The organism is Streptomyces sp. a15 (genome assembly GCF_059026085.1).
In genome coordinates, this window is record NZ_JBWLKM010000063.1 from 1 (window position 1) to 16,769 (window position 16,769).

Below are 16,769 nucleotides of genomic sequence, written 5' to 3' on the forward strand. Positions count from 1 at the left end.
CAACTGCCCTGCTGCGACAGGACGTTGGTGGTGGTCTTTCACCTCCACTCGAACAACAAGCGCCTCACGGCGCACACAGCGGCAAACACAAGGCCCACGGCCTGCTCTTCCTCGCGCTCACCGACGACCGGGGCCGACTGCTGTGGATCTCCGCGGCCCGCCCGGGACGCTCCTCGGAGATCACCACACCCGCTTCGCTGCACTGCTCGCGCCCGCGGCGCTCTCCCTGCTGAGTGTGACCTTCACCGAACCGTCTGAAAGGGCGAAGGCCTTCGGTATCTTCAGTGCGTTGGGCGGTGCGGGCGGCGCGATCGGGCTGCTGCTCGGCGGCATGCTCACCGAATGGGTGTCGTGGCGGTGGGTGATGTACGTGAACGTCGCCTTCGCGGCCCCCGCCCTGATCGGTGCATTGCTGCTGCTGGCCAAGCCCGTGATCACTAAGAAGCCCAAACTCGACATTCCGGGCATCGTCGTGGTGAGCGCCGCGCTGTTCGCCGTCGTCTACGGGTTCGCGCACGTAGAGTCCACCAGTTGGACCGACCCGGTCGCCCTCGGCTCCATGATCGTCGGCGTGGTGCTGCTCGTGGTGTTCGTCTGGCTGGAGTCCAGGGTCGCGCATCCGCTGCTGCCGCTGCGCCTCGTGCTGGACCGGACCCGCGGTGGTTCGTTCATGGCGGTGTTCGTCCTGGGCATGGGGATGTTCTCGATCTTCCTGTTCCTGACCTACTACTTTGCGGCCAGCCTCGGCTACTCGCCGATCAAGACCGGTCTGGCGTTCCTGCCGATGGTCGCGGGCGTCGTCGCTTCGTCGACCACGATGCCTTTGCTGGTGCTGCCCAAGGTCGGCCCGAAGATCGTCGTCAGCGCCGGCTTCCTGGTCGCCGCAGCCGGTATGGCCCTGCTGACCCGGCTCGAGTTGGACAGCACCTACGCCACCCACATCATGCCCGGCATGATCCTGCTGGGTCTCGGCATCGGCGGGGTGATGACCACCGCGTTCCAGGGGGCGACCTCAGGCCTGCACCGCGATGACACGGGCGTCGCCTCGGCGCTGATCAACACCCGGTCAGCAGGTGGGCGGCTCGATCAGTACGGCGCTACTGACCACCGTTGCCTCGTCGGCCGCGACCGACTACCTGTCTTCGCACAAGCCCAGCGCGCTGGCCGCGGCGCAGGCCGGGGTCGAGGGCTACACGGCCACCCTCGCGTGGGGCTCCGGGTTCTTCGTAGTCGGTGCGGTGATCGCGGCGTTCCTGATTCCGAATCGGGCTCTGGAGCCGTCCGAGGGCGAGCCCGTGATGGCCCACTGAGCCTGGATCCACCCTAGAGATGCCCTGCGCATCCACGACGGGGCGTTCTCCGCGATGGATCTCACCGCCCGCCACCCGCGCACCGGAGAACTGCTGTCCGGCCTCGGGCCGCCAGCGCCGGAGTCAGCGAGGGTCGTTCTTCGCCTGCCTCCAGGCGAACCGCCGTTCCAGGAGCACACAGACTCGCGAGGCTGAGTACGCGCACAACGAGGGTGAGCAGGCGTTTTCGGGTCACCGGTCTGTGCCGCGGAGCGAGCCGGTGCGGGGAAGGTCTTGTTCGGCCCAGGCAGCCATGGCATCGAAGACGACCTGAAGTCGGGTGCCTGCCGGGGTGAGCTGGTACTCCACCCGGGGTGGGATCTCCGGGTAGGCGGTGCGGGTCACCAGCCCGATGAGGACGAATCGCCGTAGCCGTGAGGACAGGGTCTTGGGGCTGATCCCCGGTAGTGCGTCGCGCATTCCACGAGCCGGGCAAGACGAGTCTCCACGTCCCTGATCTGCTCGGAGAGCTGGCCGATCCGGTGAGCCAGCCAACCCAGCGTGATCCGAGTGGCCTACAGCACCGACTCTTCGCCGACCTCCTCGCAACTGCTCGCGTCCGCGAACCGCGCACAGGTACGGAGGAGTTCGGCATTGCCCAGTCCGGCCAGTCCTTCCCGTAAAGCGGGATCAGCAGTAATGGGGACGGCCTTGAGCAGGGCAAGACGCTGATCACGCTGCTCCACGGCTCGGACACCATTCCCGCGCCAGTGCAGAAGCCCGGCCTGCAGGGTGCTCCTAGGCAGCGAGCACTGGGGGAGGCCCAGCGCTCGCTGCCGTCGATCAGGTCATCTGGCTCGGAGGCGGAGCAGGTTCGGCGAGGCGTACGGGGAGGCCAGGACATCGACGCTGTAGTGCCGCCCCTCCGTGTGCGTCGCAGTCTGGTCGTCGTAGTGCGGTGAGGCCGGGTTGCCCGAGGCACCGTGGCGGAGGACGTCCCGGAGCCCCGGACCGGATGGGGACAGCTCGGCCACGAACCTCCAGGGTGCTCCGTCGACCACCCTGCCCTTGGGGTCGGACGAGGTCAGGCCGACCGAGTGGGAGCTGCCACCGGCCGGAGTCGACGCTGCGCCGAAGAGCGGGGCGAGTGCGGGGACCGCCCTGCCCAGCGGGTGCTGGTCGGTGGTCCGGTGCACCCGGTCGTATCGCCATCGGGACGGGTCCTCGCCCAGTTCTCCGGTGATCCGCCGTGCCGTCTCGGTCAACGCGCGGCGCACCACTGCCGACAGTTCCTCCCTCTCGCCCAGTGCCGCCCTGGCGTCCGGTGTGAGCACCAGGTGGTCGACCTGGAGCGCCGCGTCCGGCATGGTGGCGGCCAGTTCTTCCCCGAGCCGACTGCCGATCCAGTGGTCCGTGAGCACCTGCATGAGCCGGAAGAAGACCAGGGGAGCCGCCAGGTGCCCGTGGTCGTGTCCGTCCCATTCCCCGAGCAGTCGATGGCACGTCACGGCGAGCGGTGCTTCCGGGGGGTCCTGGTCCAGCGCGGCGAGCAGAGTGGGCAGCACGCGGCGGGCCCTGCCGTCCAGGACGTCGGACTGCCACCGGGCGCAGGCCGCCGCGGTGACGGCCTCCCCTGTCGTGATCAGCTCCTCGATCCGCTCCGCCCGGTACGGCGGCAGCCAGTCCACCCCCACGTCGAGCGGCGCATCGGTGGGCAGCAGCCGGTGGTTGGCGGAGACGATGTACCCCTCAGGCGGGTCGACCACCTCCGGCAGATCGTCGAAGGCAAGGAACTCCTCCCAGGAGCGGGCGACTTCAGCGTGTCCGGCCGGCACGCGCCCACTGCTGCCGGGCTCCCGGGCAGGGACGTTCCCCGCCGTCTTCAGGGCGATCGTGCCGTCCTGGCACGCGACCACCACATTGAGCACCGGCACTCCGAATGCCCGCAGGGCGTCCCGGATCTGCGGGAAGTCACGCGCGCGCCACATCCGCTGGCACGCCTCGATCTCCGCGGAGGGCACCAGACCGCTCCAGAACAGGCCGTAGCGGCCGTCGCCGTCCGAGCCGGGAGAATCCAGTTCGACGTGGCGCGCGCCGCCCGCCGCCCGTACCCGAACGGGTTCCGCGCCACGCACGGTGATCACGCTCTCCTCGGTCCACGCCTCGTCCGGCGCCTCCTCGGAGCCGGCGGCCGGCGGCAGCGTGCACAGGTCCTGGGTGTCCACCGTGGAGTTGGTGATGCCCCACGCCAGGTGGCGGTTGGCTCCGGCGATCAGGCCCGGCAGGCCGGGGACGGTGACTCCATAGCCGGTCGCACCGTCCGCCACCCCCTCCGCCTCGTCCAGCCGCAGGCCCATCTGGTACCAGAGGCTGGGCTGGGTGAGGACAAGGTGTGGATCGTTGGCCAGCAGGGGGTGCCCGGAAGCCGTGCGGGAGCCCGAGACGGCCCACGCGTTGGAGCCCAGGGGCTGCTCACCGCCCAGCAGCGCGTCGAGCCAGGCCCGCGAGGCTCGTGGCAGACTGGCCGGAGAAGGAATGCCGGCCTCGGCGGACGTCGCCCCCGCCGATGGGGCGGCGGAGACTCTGCGGATGGTCACCGCCCCGTCGGCGGGGTACTTCGGTGTGGTGAAGGCCGCCGCGTACTCGGGGCGTTCCCGGGCGAGCCTGGCGCGGAAGACCTCGTTGGCGAGGTTCCGGCCGAGGTCGAAGCCGAGGTGTTTGATGATGGCGATCGAGTCCCGCGGGGTCCAGGGCTCGGGGCCGTAGCGCAGCAGCACGAACTCCACCGGGAGCCCGCCACGCCGCCGCATCCGTCGTACGGCCGCGTTGACCCCGTCGCTGAACGCCACCAGGTTGGCCCGGTGTTCCGCGGAGAGCAGCGCCTCGGAGCGGCGGGCGATCCGGTCGAGCGCCAGCTTCCGGGCCCGTACGTCCTCGTCGACCACGACGGCGCCGAAGATCTCGGCCAGCCGTCCCCGGGACCTGCGCCGCAGCACATCCATCTGCCAGAGCCGGTCGGTCGCCTGGGCGTAGCCGACGGCGAAGTAGAGGTCGTGCTCTTCGGCTGCCGTGACGAAGGGGACGCCTCGTTCGTCACGCCGGATGTCGGCGCCCTCGATCAACCCGCTGATCCGTAGCCGGCCGCGGCTTCGCTGGGCGCGCAGGCTGGGCAGCGCCAGCAGCCGCAGCCCTCTCTCACGCCACCTCATCGGCGTGCTCCTCCTTCGGCCGCTCCACGGAGCGATCCGTCCCGGATGTGCCCAGGCCGGGGATCCTTCGGCCGACGAGCAGGTAGATGACCACGCTGGCCGCGGCGAAACAGGCGACGCCGAGGAACATGGTGGTGCCGCCGTAGGCCGCGAGCAGCAGACCGCCGGTGAACGGGCCGATGAAGACACCGAGTTGGGCGAAGGTCTGCGCGCCGAAGTAGGCGCCACGGCGCTCCTCCGGCGCGATCCGGTCGATGATGGCGAACTCTGCCGGGTAGATGAGGATCTCGCCGAGCGAGAACACCACCATCGCGGCGGCGAAGTGCCAGATCTTCTCCGAGAACGCGAAGCCGACCATGCCGAGGATGGTCAGCAGACCGCCGACGACGATGGACGTCACCGGATTGCGCTTCTCCATGAACCGGGAGACGAACAGTTGCAGGGCCACCACGGTCACCGCGTTGGTGGTCAGCACGAATCCCAGGATCACGGTGCCGTCGGCGAAACCGTCGGAGAGATGTTGCGCGAGCAGCGAGGAGACGCGGCCGTGCACCGCCTCCAGCAGCAGTCCGGCGAGGATGAGGAAGAGCAGGCGCGGGTCGGTCGCCACGACCCGCGCGCTCTCCGCGAGCCCCTTGAGCACGCTGCCGAAGAGTTGCCCCTCCCCCTCTGCGGTGGCCGTCCGGCGGGGCACGGCGGTCGCCGCGGACTTCAGCCGCAGGATTCCGGCCAGGCCGAGCAGGTAGACGCCATAGCCCAACGCACCGACGAGGAACGCCGACCGGCCACCGGCCAGACCGACCGCCGCGCCGACGAGCGGTCCGACGGCGAAGCCCATGTTGGTGGCCATGTACTGGTACGAGAACGCCTTCACCCGCCGTTCCGGCGGGAGCAGGTCGCTCAGCAGCGCCTTGCCAACGGGTCCGAAGGAACTGCTGCTCAATGCCATCGTCGCGTTGAAGACGAACACCGCCAGGACGCCGTGGCTGAAGTACAGGCCGACGAAGGAGCCGATCACACCCATGAGAGAGATCAGCAGGAGCCGGGTCCGTCCGAGGATGTCGGAGAGCGAACCTCCGACGAACCCGGCGAAAATCGAGAAGAAGACGGATGAGCCGATGATGAACCCGATCATGCCGGGCTGGAGCCCGAGTTCCTTACGGAGGAACACGGCCAGGAAGGGGATGGTGACCGAGTTGGCGAGGCTCATGATGCCGGAGCCGACGATCAGTACCCGGGCGAGGACGGGCGTTGCCGCGCTGGCGGTGGGGGTCATCGCGCTGTAGCGCCCTTCCCTGGTACGGACTTGGTGCCGGACGCGTCGGTGTCGTGCGGAACGTCGTGCTCGGTGAGGAATCGATGCACGAGGTCGGCCAGACGCCCGGCATGCGGGTTGCGCAGCATGCCCTCGTGGTCCGCGTCGATGCGCTCTACGCGCAGGGTGGCGGGCAGGTACCGTGCCCAGCCCGAGGTGCGGTCCGCGCTCGCCCTGCCGTTTGTCCCGTTGGCCGTGACGAAGAGGGCAGGGTGGTCGGCCGCCCGTGGTTCGGGCCAGCTGAGGTCGCACATCCGCCGGTAGGTCTGGAACGCCGTCTCCAGGCCGCCTTGGAAGAACTCCACGGCGGGCGGTTTGATGATGCTCTCCACGCGTTTCAGGACGGACACGGTGGACTCGGTACGGATCAGTTCCCTCACGTCGGTGTCGCGGTGCCGGGCGAGGTCCGGGAACAGGCCGCCGAGCGTGACGAGGAACGCCTGGAGCTGGTCGTCGTACCCACCGGCGAGCACCTTTGCCAGCGCGGTCGGGTCAAGTGCGTCGAGCAGGACCAGGCCGGCGACCGGTATCCCGCGCTCGCGCAGTTCCTCGGCGACGTAGAAGCCGAGGGAGCCGCCGTAGGAGTGGCCGATGAGGTGGAGAGGGCCGCCGTCCGCGGAGGCGGCGATGATCCTCGCGCACTCCCCGACGAGGGTCGCGACGGCCGGCTCGCCGTCGTGTGCCCGCACCAGGCCGGCGGTGGAGAGCGCGTAGAAGGAGCGGTCGCGGAAGTGGGAGGAGAGCTGGGCGAAGGACTCACCCAGTCCGAGCACTCCGGGCAGTGCGAAAACCGGCGGTGCGCCGGCCGGATTCTGGCGGAGCCGCACGAGGGCGGGGTGGTCTCCGAGGGAGGTCTTCGGCGGCCGGGTGGCAGCGGCCGGCCGGCCGGTCTGCTCAAGGGGGTCAGTCCTGGCCTCGGCTCCGCTGCTGAGGTGGGTCAGCAGCCGTCCGAACTCGTCGGCCATTCCGGCGATCGAGTCACGGCGGAACAGGCCGGTGTGGTAGCGCCACCGGAACGTCAGGTCGCCGGCCTCCTCGACCGCGTCGAGCATCAGCTCGGCCTGCGCCCCCGGGTCGGGGCTGCGCAGCGGGGTGATGTCGAGGCCGTCCAGATCGAGCACCGCCGCCTCGTTGTTCTGCAGCACGAGCATGATCTGGAAGAGCGGTGCGTGGTCCGGGCTGTGCGGCGGGTTCAGCCGCTTGACCAGCAGGGCGAGCGGGACGTGCTGGCGTTCCAGGTCCCGGGTGGTCTGTTCGCGCACCTGGGCCAGCAGTTCGCGGAAGGTTGCGGCGCCGTCCAGCCGGGTCCGCAGCACGAGGGTGTTGACGAACATGCCGATCACGTCGTCGAGTTCGGCCGTCGGCCGGTTCGCCACGGGGCTGCCGACCACGATGTCGTCCGTGCCGGAGCGGCGGGCCAGCAGGAGTGAGAAGGCCGCCTGGAGGAACGTGAACAGGGTGACGTTCTCCTCGCGGCAGGTGCGCCGTACCGCGTCGGCGACCGGTCCGGTCAGCCGGGTCGTGACGACGTCCCCCGCGTACGTCCGCACCGGCCGGGGCGAGTCGAGCGGCAGCCGGTGCACGGTGGGCAGCGCGGCCAGGCGCTCCTCCCAGTACACGAGGTCCTGTTCCGAGTCCGGCCCGCCCAGCCACTGTTGCATGCTGTACGCGTAGTCCACGTACGTGTACGGGAGCGGTGCGAGGGGGAGCCGGGCGTCCTTCGGGTTCTTCCGGAAGTGGGCGTACAGGGCCTTCAGTTCTCGGCCGAGTACGGCGATGGACCAGCCGTCCGCGGCGATGTGGTGCGTGGTGACCAGGAGGACGTGCAGCGCGGGTGCCACGCGGACCAGGCGGACCCGGAGCATGGGGTCGCTGCCCAGGTCGAACGGCCTGACGGACTCCCGTTCCGCCAGCCGCTCGACGGTCCGCCGCCACTCCTCCCCCGGGAACTGCGGCAGCTCTTCGGGGAGCAGCCGGAAGGGTTCCACGGGCCGGATGACCTGAACCAGCTCTCCTTCCTCCACCCGCAGCACGGTCCGCAGCGGAGCGTGCCGTTCGACGACGGCGGCGAAGGCCCGCTCCAGCGCCTCCACGTCCAGGCCGCCCTCGAGCAGCAGCGTGGTGTGCAGGTGGTATGCGGGGCTGTCCGGTTCCAGTTGGGAGAGGAAGCAGAGCCGCCGCTGGGCGTCCGTGGCCGGTTGGTGCGGAGCCTCGGGGGCCTTGACGATGCCGGCGGCCGGGCTCGTGCTGCGCGAGGGCTCGGTCAGGCGCTCCCGGACGAGGGCTGCCAGCGTGCGTGCGGTCGGCTCGGTGAGGAACTCGCGCAGCGGCACCTCCACGTCGAAGGCGGTGCGCACTCCGGCCAGCAGCCGGGTGGCCAGCAGCGAGTGGCCGCCCAGGTCGAAGAAGTTGGCGGTGGGATCGGCCCGGTCGAGGTGCAGCAGACCGGTGATGATCTGGAGGACCTGGCCCTCCACGGCGTCGATCGGCTCCTCTTCGTGGGGGGTTCCCTGAATGGTGAGGGTCGAGTCGGCGGTCGGTTCGGGGAGGGACTTGCGGTCGGCCTTGCCGTTCTGGGTGAGCGGCAGCCGGTCCAGGCGTACGAAGACGCGGGGGATCATGTAGCCGGGGAGCGTCGCGGCGAGTGCCTCGTGCAGCGACTCCACCGAGAGGCTCACTCCCCCGGCCGGGACGACGTATGCCACCAGGCTGTTGCCCCGTCCGGGCAGGTCGCGGGCGACGACCGCCGCCTCGGCGAGGGAAGGCAGGGCGCGCAACGCATGCTCGACCTCGCCGAGTTCGATGCGGAAGCCTCGGATCTTGACCTGGTCGTCCTTGCGGCCGTGGTACGCGAAATCGCCGGTGGGAGTGAGCCGTGCCAGGTCACCGGAGCGGTAGCCGCGCCCGTGGCCGTGGGGCAGCTCGACGAAGCGGTCCCGGTTGAGCTCGGGGCGTTTGAGGTAGCCGAGGCTGACGCCCGGGCCGGTCACCACGATCTCGCCGGTCTCGCCCGGTGGTACGGCCGTCAGGGAGTCGTCCAGCAGCAGGAACTCCGTGCCGGCGATGGGCCGGCCGATCAGCGACTCGTCCTGGGCGAGTTGGTCCTGGGTCACCGGGTGGAAGGAGGAGTGCACCGTGGTCTCGGTGATCCCATAGCCGTTGACCAGGCGGGGTGAGTCGTCGCCGTACTTGGCGCACCACGGCGCCAGGTCGGCGAAGTACAGGGTTTCGCCACCGAAGATCACCCAGCGCAGCGGCAGCCGGTCGGCGAAGCGGGTGTCCTCCGCGGCAAGTTGGTGAAAGGCGGTCGGGGTCTGGCAGAGGACGGTGATCCGTTCGTCGCGGAGCAGCCGCCACAACGCGGCCGGATCCTTCGCCGTCTGTGCCGGTACGACGACCAGGCGGCCGCCGTACAGCAGGGCGCCCCACATCTCCCAGACGGAAAAGTCGAAGGAGAAGGAGTGGAACAGCGTCCACACGTCCTCGGCGCCGAAGTCGTACACCTCCTCACTGGCGGCGAGGAGACTCAGCAGGTTGCCGTGGGAGACCTGCACACCCTTCGGTCGGCCGGTGGTGCCGGAGGTGAAGATGATGTACGCGCGCGTGTCCCGGTCGATCGTGGCCTTGGGTGCCTGCGCGCCGACCTCGGGCAGCGGGTCGTCCACGAACACGGCGGGGACACCGTCGGGCACCTGCCCGGCGAACGCCCTCGAAGTGATCAGGGCCGCGGGCTCCGCGTCCTCGACGATCAGCTCCAGCCGCGCACGCGGCGTCTCCGGATCCAACGGCACATACGACGATCCCGTTCGCACGACCGCCAGCGCCGCCGCCACCATCCACGCCGAACGCTCCAGCAGAATGCCCACCGGACGCCCCGGGTCCGACGCCACCGCACCCAACGCCACTGCCAACTGATGGGATTTAACGTCCAGTTGGCGGTACGTCCAGTTCTGCTCTCCGTCCTGGACAGCGACCCGGTCCGGGAACTCGGTCACCACCGCGGCAAACGCCTCCGCCAGGTGACCCGCCCGGTTCGGGACGGAGGGGGGCCGGTTGGTGCCGGTCGCCGGGAGGGACTGCGGGGCAGGTGACTGGGCACGCAGGGCGACCCGCTGGCGCAGCCGTTCCGCACGGTCCTGTTTCATCGATTCATCCTTCGCTCGCGTCGCGCGTCCGGCGGGTCAGAGGGTGAGCAGCAGAGCCGGCAGCAGTCCGCGGTCCTCCACCCGGTCGAGGAACTCCGGCCAGTGGGGGGAGTCCGCGACCGTGGCCGCCTGCTGGGCCCGCGAGAAGTCCAGCCGGTCGCCGGTGAGTTCGCCCCAGAGGCGGGCGAGTTCCGCGTGCTCCTCGGCGGTGGCCAGCGGCACCGCGCCCAGCGCGCGGTCCGGCTCCTCCAGGAAGACCTCGAGGACCTGGGCGACGGCGTCGACCAGCCGCTCCACGGTGGCCTCGGTGAAGAGGGTGGAGTCGTACTGGACGTCGAGGTGCAGCCGATCGCCCTCCAGGAAGCGGAAGAGCAGGTCGAACAGGCTGGTCTGCGGGGGCATCTGCTCCAAGGTGGCGGTCAGGCCAGGCAGTTCGCCCAGCTCCACCGGGAAGTTGTCCACGGTGACGATCACCTGCACGAGCGGCGGAACGCCGGGGTTGCGGGGCACCTCCGCTGTCCTGACGATCTCCTGGAACGGCGTCAACTGGTGCTCCAGCGCGGTCAGCGCGCTCGCCGTGACGGAGTCGAGGAGGTCGGTGGCGGTGTGGTCGAGGTCGACCTGGTACCGGCAGGGCAGGGTGTTGGCGAAGAAGCCGAGCAGGTGCTCGGTGCCGGGGACGGCGCGGCCGGCGACACCGGTGCCGAGCACCACGTCGGTCTGCTGGGCGAAGCGGGCCATGACGACCGCGGTGGCCGCCTGGACGAGCATGAAGAGGGTGGTCCGGCGGGCCCGGGTGAGGTCAGCGAGCCGCCGGGTGGCGTCCTCGTCCCACGCCCGGGTGAGGTAGCCCGGGGTGCGGGAACGGTCCTCTGTGCGCTCGTGGTCCGTGACCAGGGACAGTTCGCCGGAGTAGCCGTCGAGGTAAGAGCGCCAGAAGTCCCGCTCCTGGTTGGCGGAGGACTCCAGGTGCTCCTTCTGCCAAACGGCGTAGTCGCCGTACTGGACGGTGAGTTCGGGCAGCCGGGGCGGGCGTCCCTCCCGGTGGGCCTGGTACGCCTCGGTGATCTCCCGCACGGCGACGTCGATCGACCAGCCGTCGGAGATCACGTGGTGGCTGCTCCACTCCAGGATGTGTTCGGTGGCGGAGAAGGAGTACAGCCTGATCACCGCCAGCGGCCCGCGCTCCAAGTCGTAGCGGTGCTCGGCGGCGCGCTGCCAGACGTAGTCCTTCCGCTCCTCGAATTCCGCGCCGACGACGTCGGCGGTCACCTCCTCCACCTCCAGCCGGACCCGGGCCTCGGACGCCGGGACCTGGTACGGGACGCCGTCCCGCACGAGGAAGCGCACGGAGAGGGTCTCGTGGCGGTCCACGAGGGTGTCCACCGCGTACCGGAGGGCGTCGACGTCGACGCGGCCGGTCAGGCGCAGCAGGGTGACGCCCTCGTAGGAACGGTCGTCCGGGTCGACCTGGTGGAGGAACCACAGGCTGGCCTGGTTGCCGGCGAGCGGGAGTTCGACCGTGCCCGCCGGTCGCCGTGGGATCGTGACAGTGCCGAGCGAGGCGGGGCGGTCCGTGTCGGTGCCGCCCTCGTAGAGGGCCGCCAGCGCGCGGGGGGTCGGGTTCTCGAAGAGTGTGCGCAGCGGGAGGTCCACGCCGAACCGGTCGCGCAGCCGGGCCATCACCTGGGTGGCGTGCAGCGAGTGCCCGCCGAGGTCGAAGAAGTTCGTGGTCGCGCCGGGGCGGTGGTCCAGACGCAGGACGGACGCCCAGGTGTCCACCACCACGGCCTCGGTGGGCGTGGCGGGTTCGTCCACCTGCTCCGTCGGCGCCGTGACCAGGCTGTCGACGTCCCAGGTGGCGAGCACCTTGGAGTCGACCTTCCCGTTGGTGTTGCGGGGCAGTCCGTCGAGGCGGATCAGGAAGTCCGGCACCGCGTAGCGGGGCAGCACCTTGGCCAGCCGGTCACGGACGTCGGACGGGGCCACGTCCAGGCGGAGCACCGGCGCGTCCTGTGACGGCGGGGCGTCCTCGCCGGTCCCGCCCTCGGCGACCTTCGGGACGAAGAAGGCGACGAGCTGCTTGCCGCGGCCCTCCTCGAAGGTGCGGGCGACGACCGCGCTCTCCTGGAGGTCGTCGAGTCCGGCCAGGGCGGCCTCGATCTCGCCGAGTTCCACGCGCTGGCCGCGGACCTTCAGCTGACTGTCGATCCGGCCGAGGAACTCGTAGCCGCCATCGGCGAGTTGGCGGCCCCGGTCGCCGGTGCGGTATGCCATGACCTGCGGGTCGAACGGGTCGGGCACGAACGCCTTGGCGGTGCGCTCGGGGTCGTTGAGGTAACCGGCGCCGACGACCAGGCCGCCGACGTACAGCTCTCCCGGGGTGCCGACGGGGACCGGCTCCCGATTGTCGTCGAGGACGTAGACGGCGCAGTTGCGAATCGGCCGGCCGAGCTGGACCGAGGCGATCCGCTCGTCGACGTCCTCGACTATCTCGTAGTGGGTGACGTCGTCGGAGATCTCGGTGGCACCCCACATGTTGAGGAAGCGCACCTCGGGCAGCAGACGTCGGAAGGTGTTGACGGTCTTGGGCGCGAGGGCCTCGCCGGCGCAGACGACCCAGCGCAGAGCGAGGCCGGGGAAGGCGTCCACGCCGTAGTAGGTGAGCTCGGCGTTGATGACGCTGAGGACGGACGGGGAGACCTCCAGGATCGTGACGCCGTCCTCGGCGAGGGCGCGCAGCAGCCGGGGCGGATCCTGGCTGACCGCGTCCGGGTAGATCACCGTGGTGCCGCCGACGCCGAGCGGCGCCAGCATCTGCCAGACCGAGATGTCGAAGGTGGCGGCGGCGTCCTGCGACACCAGGTCGCCGGCGGCGATGTCGAGCGCGCCGACCTTGGCCTCGATGTGGTTGAGCATCCCGTCGTGCCGGATCAGCGCGCCCTTCGGCTCACCGGTGGATCCGGAGGTGAAGGTGACGTAGGCGCTGTCCCGGCCGGACGGCACCGGGCCGGCGTACGGCTCACGGCCTGCGGCCTCGGCGAGCACCTTCCGCAGGTCGAGCACGGGCATCGGGGCCGCTTCGCCGGCCGCCTCGGCGGCCGCGGCGGTCAGCGTCTCGGCGAAGGTGTCGTGGCTGAGCAGCAGGGTGGCTTCGCTGGTGCGCAGCATGCTGGCAACGCGCCGTGTGGGGCCGCCCGGCAGGGGCAGATACACCGCGCCGGTGCGCATGATGGCCATGGCGGCGGTGAGGAAGTCGAGGTCGCGGCCCGCGCCCAGCCCGATCACCGTGCCGGGCCCCGCACCCAGTTCGGCCAGCCGGGTGGCCAGTCCCCCGACCCGCTCGGCCAACTCCCGGTAACCGAGAGCCTGGTCCCCGCAGACGGCGGCGGTCTTCTCCGCGTGCGCTGCGACGGCTTCCTCGAACACCTGGAACCAGCCGTCCGCCGACAGGGGTTGCGGCGTGGGATCGCCGAAGCCGGCCATCAGCTCCTGCCACTCCTCCTCCCCCAGCAGTTCGCGCCGGGTGGGCACTCGGTGCACTCCGACCGCGATGCTCTCCAGCACGTTGCGGTACAGCCCCGCGATCCGCCGCAACTGCTGCTCGGAGAGCCGCTTCATGTTCGCTTCGAGGTCCAGGCCGAGCAGTCCGCTGAAGGGGTCCTTGTTGAACTCGGCCCGGAGCGTGTAGTTGGTGTGGATGTACGCCTTGGCGTCCAGGACCTCCAGGTCGGTGGCCGCCGCGAGCCGCTGGTAGCTGTGGAAGTGGGTGTAGTTGAAGCTGATGTCGGTCAGCTCTCTTATTCCGACCAGCCGCTGGATCTCCGCGAGGGGGTAGCGCCGCATCGGGAGCAGCGCCGTCTCCTTCTCCAGGGCCTCGCGGATCAGGTCGCTCCAGCGGGCGTCACGGCTGCGCAGCCGGTACGGAACCATGTTGAGGTGCAAGCCGTAGACCTCGGTGCCCCCCTCACCTTCGGAGCGGCCGTTGGATGCGACGCTGAGGACGATGTCGTCACGTCCGGCTAGCGTGGAGACCACCCGGGCCTGGGCGGCGATCAGGACGTGTCGGACCGTGACACCGCAGGACCGGGCCACTTGGTCGAGGGCGTCGGAGAGCTCCGGCGGGATGTCCACGCTGAGGAAGCCCATCGTCCCCTCGTGGACATCGGAGGTCCCGTCGACCAGTTGCGGCAGCAGCGCCGGCTCCGCCCCTGCCAACTCGTCGGCCCAGAAAGCGCGAACGTCGGGATCGCGCAGCGTTCGCTGCTCCAGGGCGATGAAGTCGGCATAGCGGCGGGTAGTGCGCGAGGCGGGTTCCTTCTTCTCGCCGTTCTTGATCGCCCAGTAGTCGCTCATCAGCTCGGTGATCAGCGAGGCTTCGCTCCACCCGTCGAGCAGGGAGTCGTGGAAGCTCATGGAGAACACGAAGACCTGTTCACTGAGGACGTGCGTGTGGAACCGGGTGAGCGGTGGATTCGCCCAGTCGTAGGGGACCCGTTCCTCGCGTGCGTGCCACGCCTCCAGCTCCGCTTCCTGCTCGGCGTCCGGAAGGTGGGTCAGGTCGGTGGTGGTCACATGGGTGCCGGCCGTCCGGTGCACCAACTGCAGCGGCTCGGAGTAGCCGGTGAGGTCGAAGGAGGTGCGGAGGATGTCGTGGCGGTCCACCAGCCGGGTGATGGCCTGCTCCATGGCGGCGTGGTCGTAGGTGTCCTTGAGGCGGAACGAGAACACGTCGCAGTACATGTTGACGCCGACCTGGTAGACGCTGTGGAAGAGCAGTCCGGCCTGGAGGGTGCCTACGGGGTACGCGTCCTCGATTCCCGCGGCGGACTGGAGCCGTTCCCGGTCCTCGGGAGAGAGCAGGCTGAACGGCTCGACGGGCTCTTCGGCGGTCGGCGCCTGCTCGGCCACGGCGGCGAGGGCCTTCGGTGTCTGCAACGCGTAGATGTCGGCGAGGTCCAAGGACATGCCGCGCTGCTCGGCGTTCGCGCGCAGCTTGAGCGCCAGGATGGAGTCGCCGCCCACGCTGAAGAAGGAGTCGTCCGCGGTGACTCCCTGAACACCGAGAACGCCTTCGTAAAGGTCGATGAGAGCACGGACGGTGGTTTCCGCACCAGCTTCGGGCACGCCGTCACCGGCAAGGGCTCGGGGGGTGCTCTCCCGGAGGCTGTCGGCCACGCTCGGAGCGGGCAGGCGGGCCTTGTCGACCTTGCCGTTGAGGTTGAGGGGAAGGGCGTCGACCGGGATGACGAAGGCGGGGATCATGTAGTGGGGCAGGTGTTGGCGGAGGTGAGCGAAGAGCTGGTCGGGGTCGAGTTCATCGTCCCGGACGATGTAGGCGACGATCCGAGGCGTGCTGTCCGCGGCCGCCGCACGAGGCCGGTCGCCACCCCGGATCAGGTCCCGGATACGGGTGATCTCGGTGGAGACAAACCGTTCCTTGACGACCGGGCTCGCCGGTGCCTTCGGCGTGGTGGCGATGACGGCGGCATGGCGGACACCAGGAACGTCGGTCAGCGCGGAGCGGATCTCTCCGAGTTCGACACGGAAACCGCGGATCTTGACCTGGTCGTCCTTCCGGCCGAGATATTCGTACTCGCCGGTGGGGGTGAGCCGAGCCAGGTCACCGGAGCGGTAGCCGCGCCCGTGGCCGTCGGGCAGCTCGACGAAGCGTTCCCCGTTCAGCTCCGGGCGTCTGAGATAGCCGAGGCTCACGCCCGGGCCGGTCACCAGGATCTCGCCGGTCTCCCCGCCCGACACCTCGGACAGGTCGTCGTTCACGAGCAGGAAACCGTAATCCGGCAGGGGGCGGCCGATCAGCGAGGCGCTCTCCCGGAGGTCCTCGCTCCGTATCCTGCGGAAGGAGGCGTGCACGGTCGTCTCGGTGATCCCGTACATGTTCACAAGACGGGGCGCGTCGTCCCCGTACTTCGCCACCCAGGCCCGCAAATCCGAGAAGTACAGGGCTTCCCCGGCGAAGATCACCCAGCGCAGCGGCAGCACGTCCTCGTACCGGCTGTCCTCTGCCCACAGCTGTTGGAAGGCGGTGGGCGTCTGGGTCAGCACAGTGACCCGCTCGTCTCTCAGCAGCTGCCGGAACTCAGCCGGATTCTTCGCCGTCCCGGCCGGTACGACGACGACGCTGCCGCCGTACAGCAGGGCGCCCCACATCTCCCAGACGGACAGGTCGAAGGCGAAGGAGTGGAAGAGCGGCCACACGTCCTCGGGGCCGAAGTCGTATCCCTCTTCGCAGGCGGAGAGGAGACTCAGCAGGTTGCCGTGGGAGACCTGAACGCCCTTCGGCCGGCCTGTGGTGCCCGAGGTGAAGATGATGTACGCGCAGCTGTCCCGGTCGGTGGCGACATGGGGCTCTTTCACACCGGCTGCCGGGAGCGGATCGTCCACGTACACGGTGGGGACACCGTCGGGCACCCGCCCGGCCAGGGACCTGGAGGTAATCACCGCCGCGGGCTCCGCGTCCTCGACGATCAGCTCCAGACGCGCGGGGGGCGTATCCGGATCCAGCGGAACGTACGCGGAACCGGTGCGCACCACGGCCAGCGCCGCCGCCACCATCCAGGCCGAACGCTCCAGCAGAATGCCCACCGGGCGCCCCGGGTCCGACGCCAGCCCAACCAACGCACCTGCCAACTTGTCGGCCTTTTCGTCCAGTTGGCGGTACGTCCAGCTCTGCTCCCCGTCCCGCACGGCGATCCGCTCCGGGAATGCCGCCAGCGCGGCCGCGAACGCCTCCACCAGGCTGCCGACGGAAGACAGAGTGGCGCCCTGGGACTCGATCCGCTTCATTGCA

At 70.0% G+C, this 16,769-nt stretch carries 7 protein-coding genes and 2 pseudogenes; 3 read left to right on the forward strand and 6 right to left on the reverse strand.

The features are described from left to right. The 3 genes and pseudogenes from AC5P09_RS38565 to AC5P09_RS38575 all read left to right on the forward strand — a co-directional run. Positions 1-233 (forward strand): annotated as a pseudogene (locus AC5P09_RS38565) (hypothetical protein); the annotation flags it as partial. A 2-nt stretch (positions 234-235) separates the two neighbouring features. After that, the gene (locus AC5P09_RS38570; protein ID WP_493878356.1) at positions 236-1,327 is read left to right on the forward strand and encodes an MFS transporter; all 1,092 of its coding nucleotides are present in this window, start codon (positions 236-238) and stop codon (positions 1,325-1,327) included. Continuing rightward, positions 1,326-1,409, forward strand: a pseudogene (locus AC5P09_RS38575) (recombinase family protein); the annotation flags it as partial. The gene AC5P09_RS38570 and the pseudogene AC5P09_RS38575, both read left to right, overlap by 2 nt. A gap of 132 nt (positions 1,410-1,541) precedes the next feature. Here the strand turns inward: AC5P09_RS38575 and AC5P09_RS38580 are convergent. The 6 genes from AC5P09_RS38580 to AC5P09_RS38605 form a co-directional block, all read right to left on the reverse strand. Beyond that, positions 1,542-1,769, reverse strand: coding sequence for a winged helix-turn-helix transcriptional regulator (locus AC5P09_RS38580; RefSeq protein WP_493878357.1), 228 nt, complete (start codon positions 1,767-1,769; stop codon positions 1,542-1,544). Between the two features lie 95 nt (positions 1,770-1,864). After that, entirely contained in the window at positions 1,865-2,035 is a 171-nt protein-coding gene (locus AC5P09_RS38585; protein WP_493878358.1) for a hypothetical protein, read from the reverse strand. 102 nt (positions 2,036-2,137) lie between these two features. Beyond that, entirely contained in the window at positions 2,138-4,498 is a 2,361-nt protein-coding gene (locus AC5P09_RS38590; protein WP_493878359.1) for a penicillin acylase family protein, read from the reverse strand. Next, positions 4,485-5,774: an MDR family MFS transporter gene (locus tag AC5P09_RS38595; RefSeq protein WP_493878360.1), complete on the reverse strand. Its 1,290-nt coding sequence runs from the start codon at positions 5,772-5,774 to the stop codon at positions 4,485-4,487. Before AC5P09_RS38595 ends, AC5P09_RS38590 begins: the two co-directional genes overlap by 14 nt. Further along, positions 5,771-9,958 (reverse strand): amino acid adenylation domain-containing protein, encoded by a 4,188-nt coding sequence (locus tag AC5P09_RS38600; RefSeq protein ID WP_493878361.1) that lies wholly within the window; start codon positions 9,956-9,958, stop codon positions 5,771-5,773. The genes AC5P09_RS38595 and AC5P09_RS38600 overlap by 4 nt, the downstream gene beginning before the upstream one ends. A 36-nt stretch (positions 9,959-9,994) precedes the next feature. Further along, complete coding sequence (locus tag AC5P09_RS38605) at positions 9,995-16,765, reverse strand: amino acid adenylation domain-containing protein (protein ID WP_493878362.1); 6,771 nt, start codon at positions 16,763-16,765, stop codon at positions 9,995-9,997. Between the last annotated feature and the right edge of the window lie 4 nt (positions 16,766-16,769).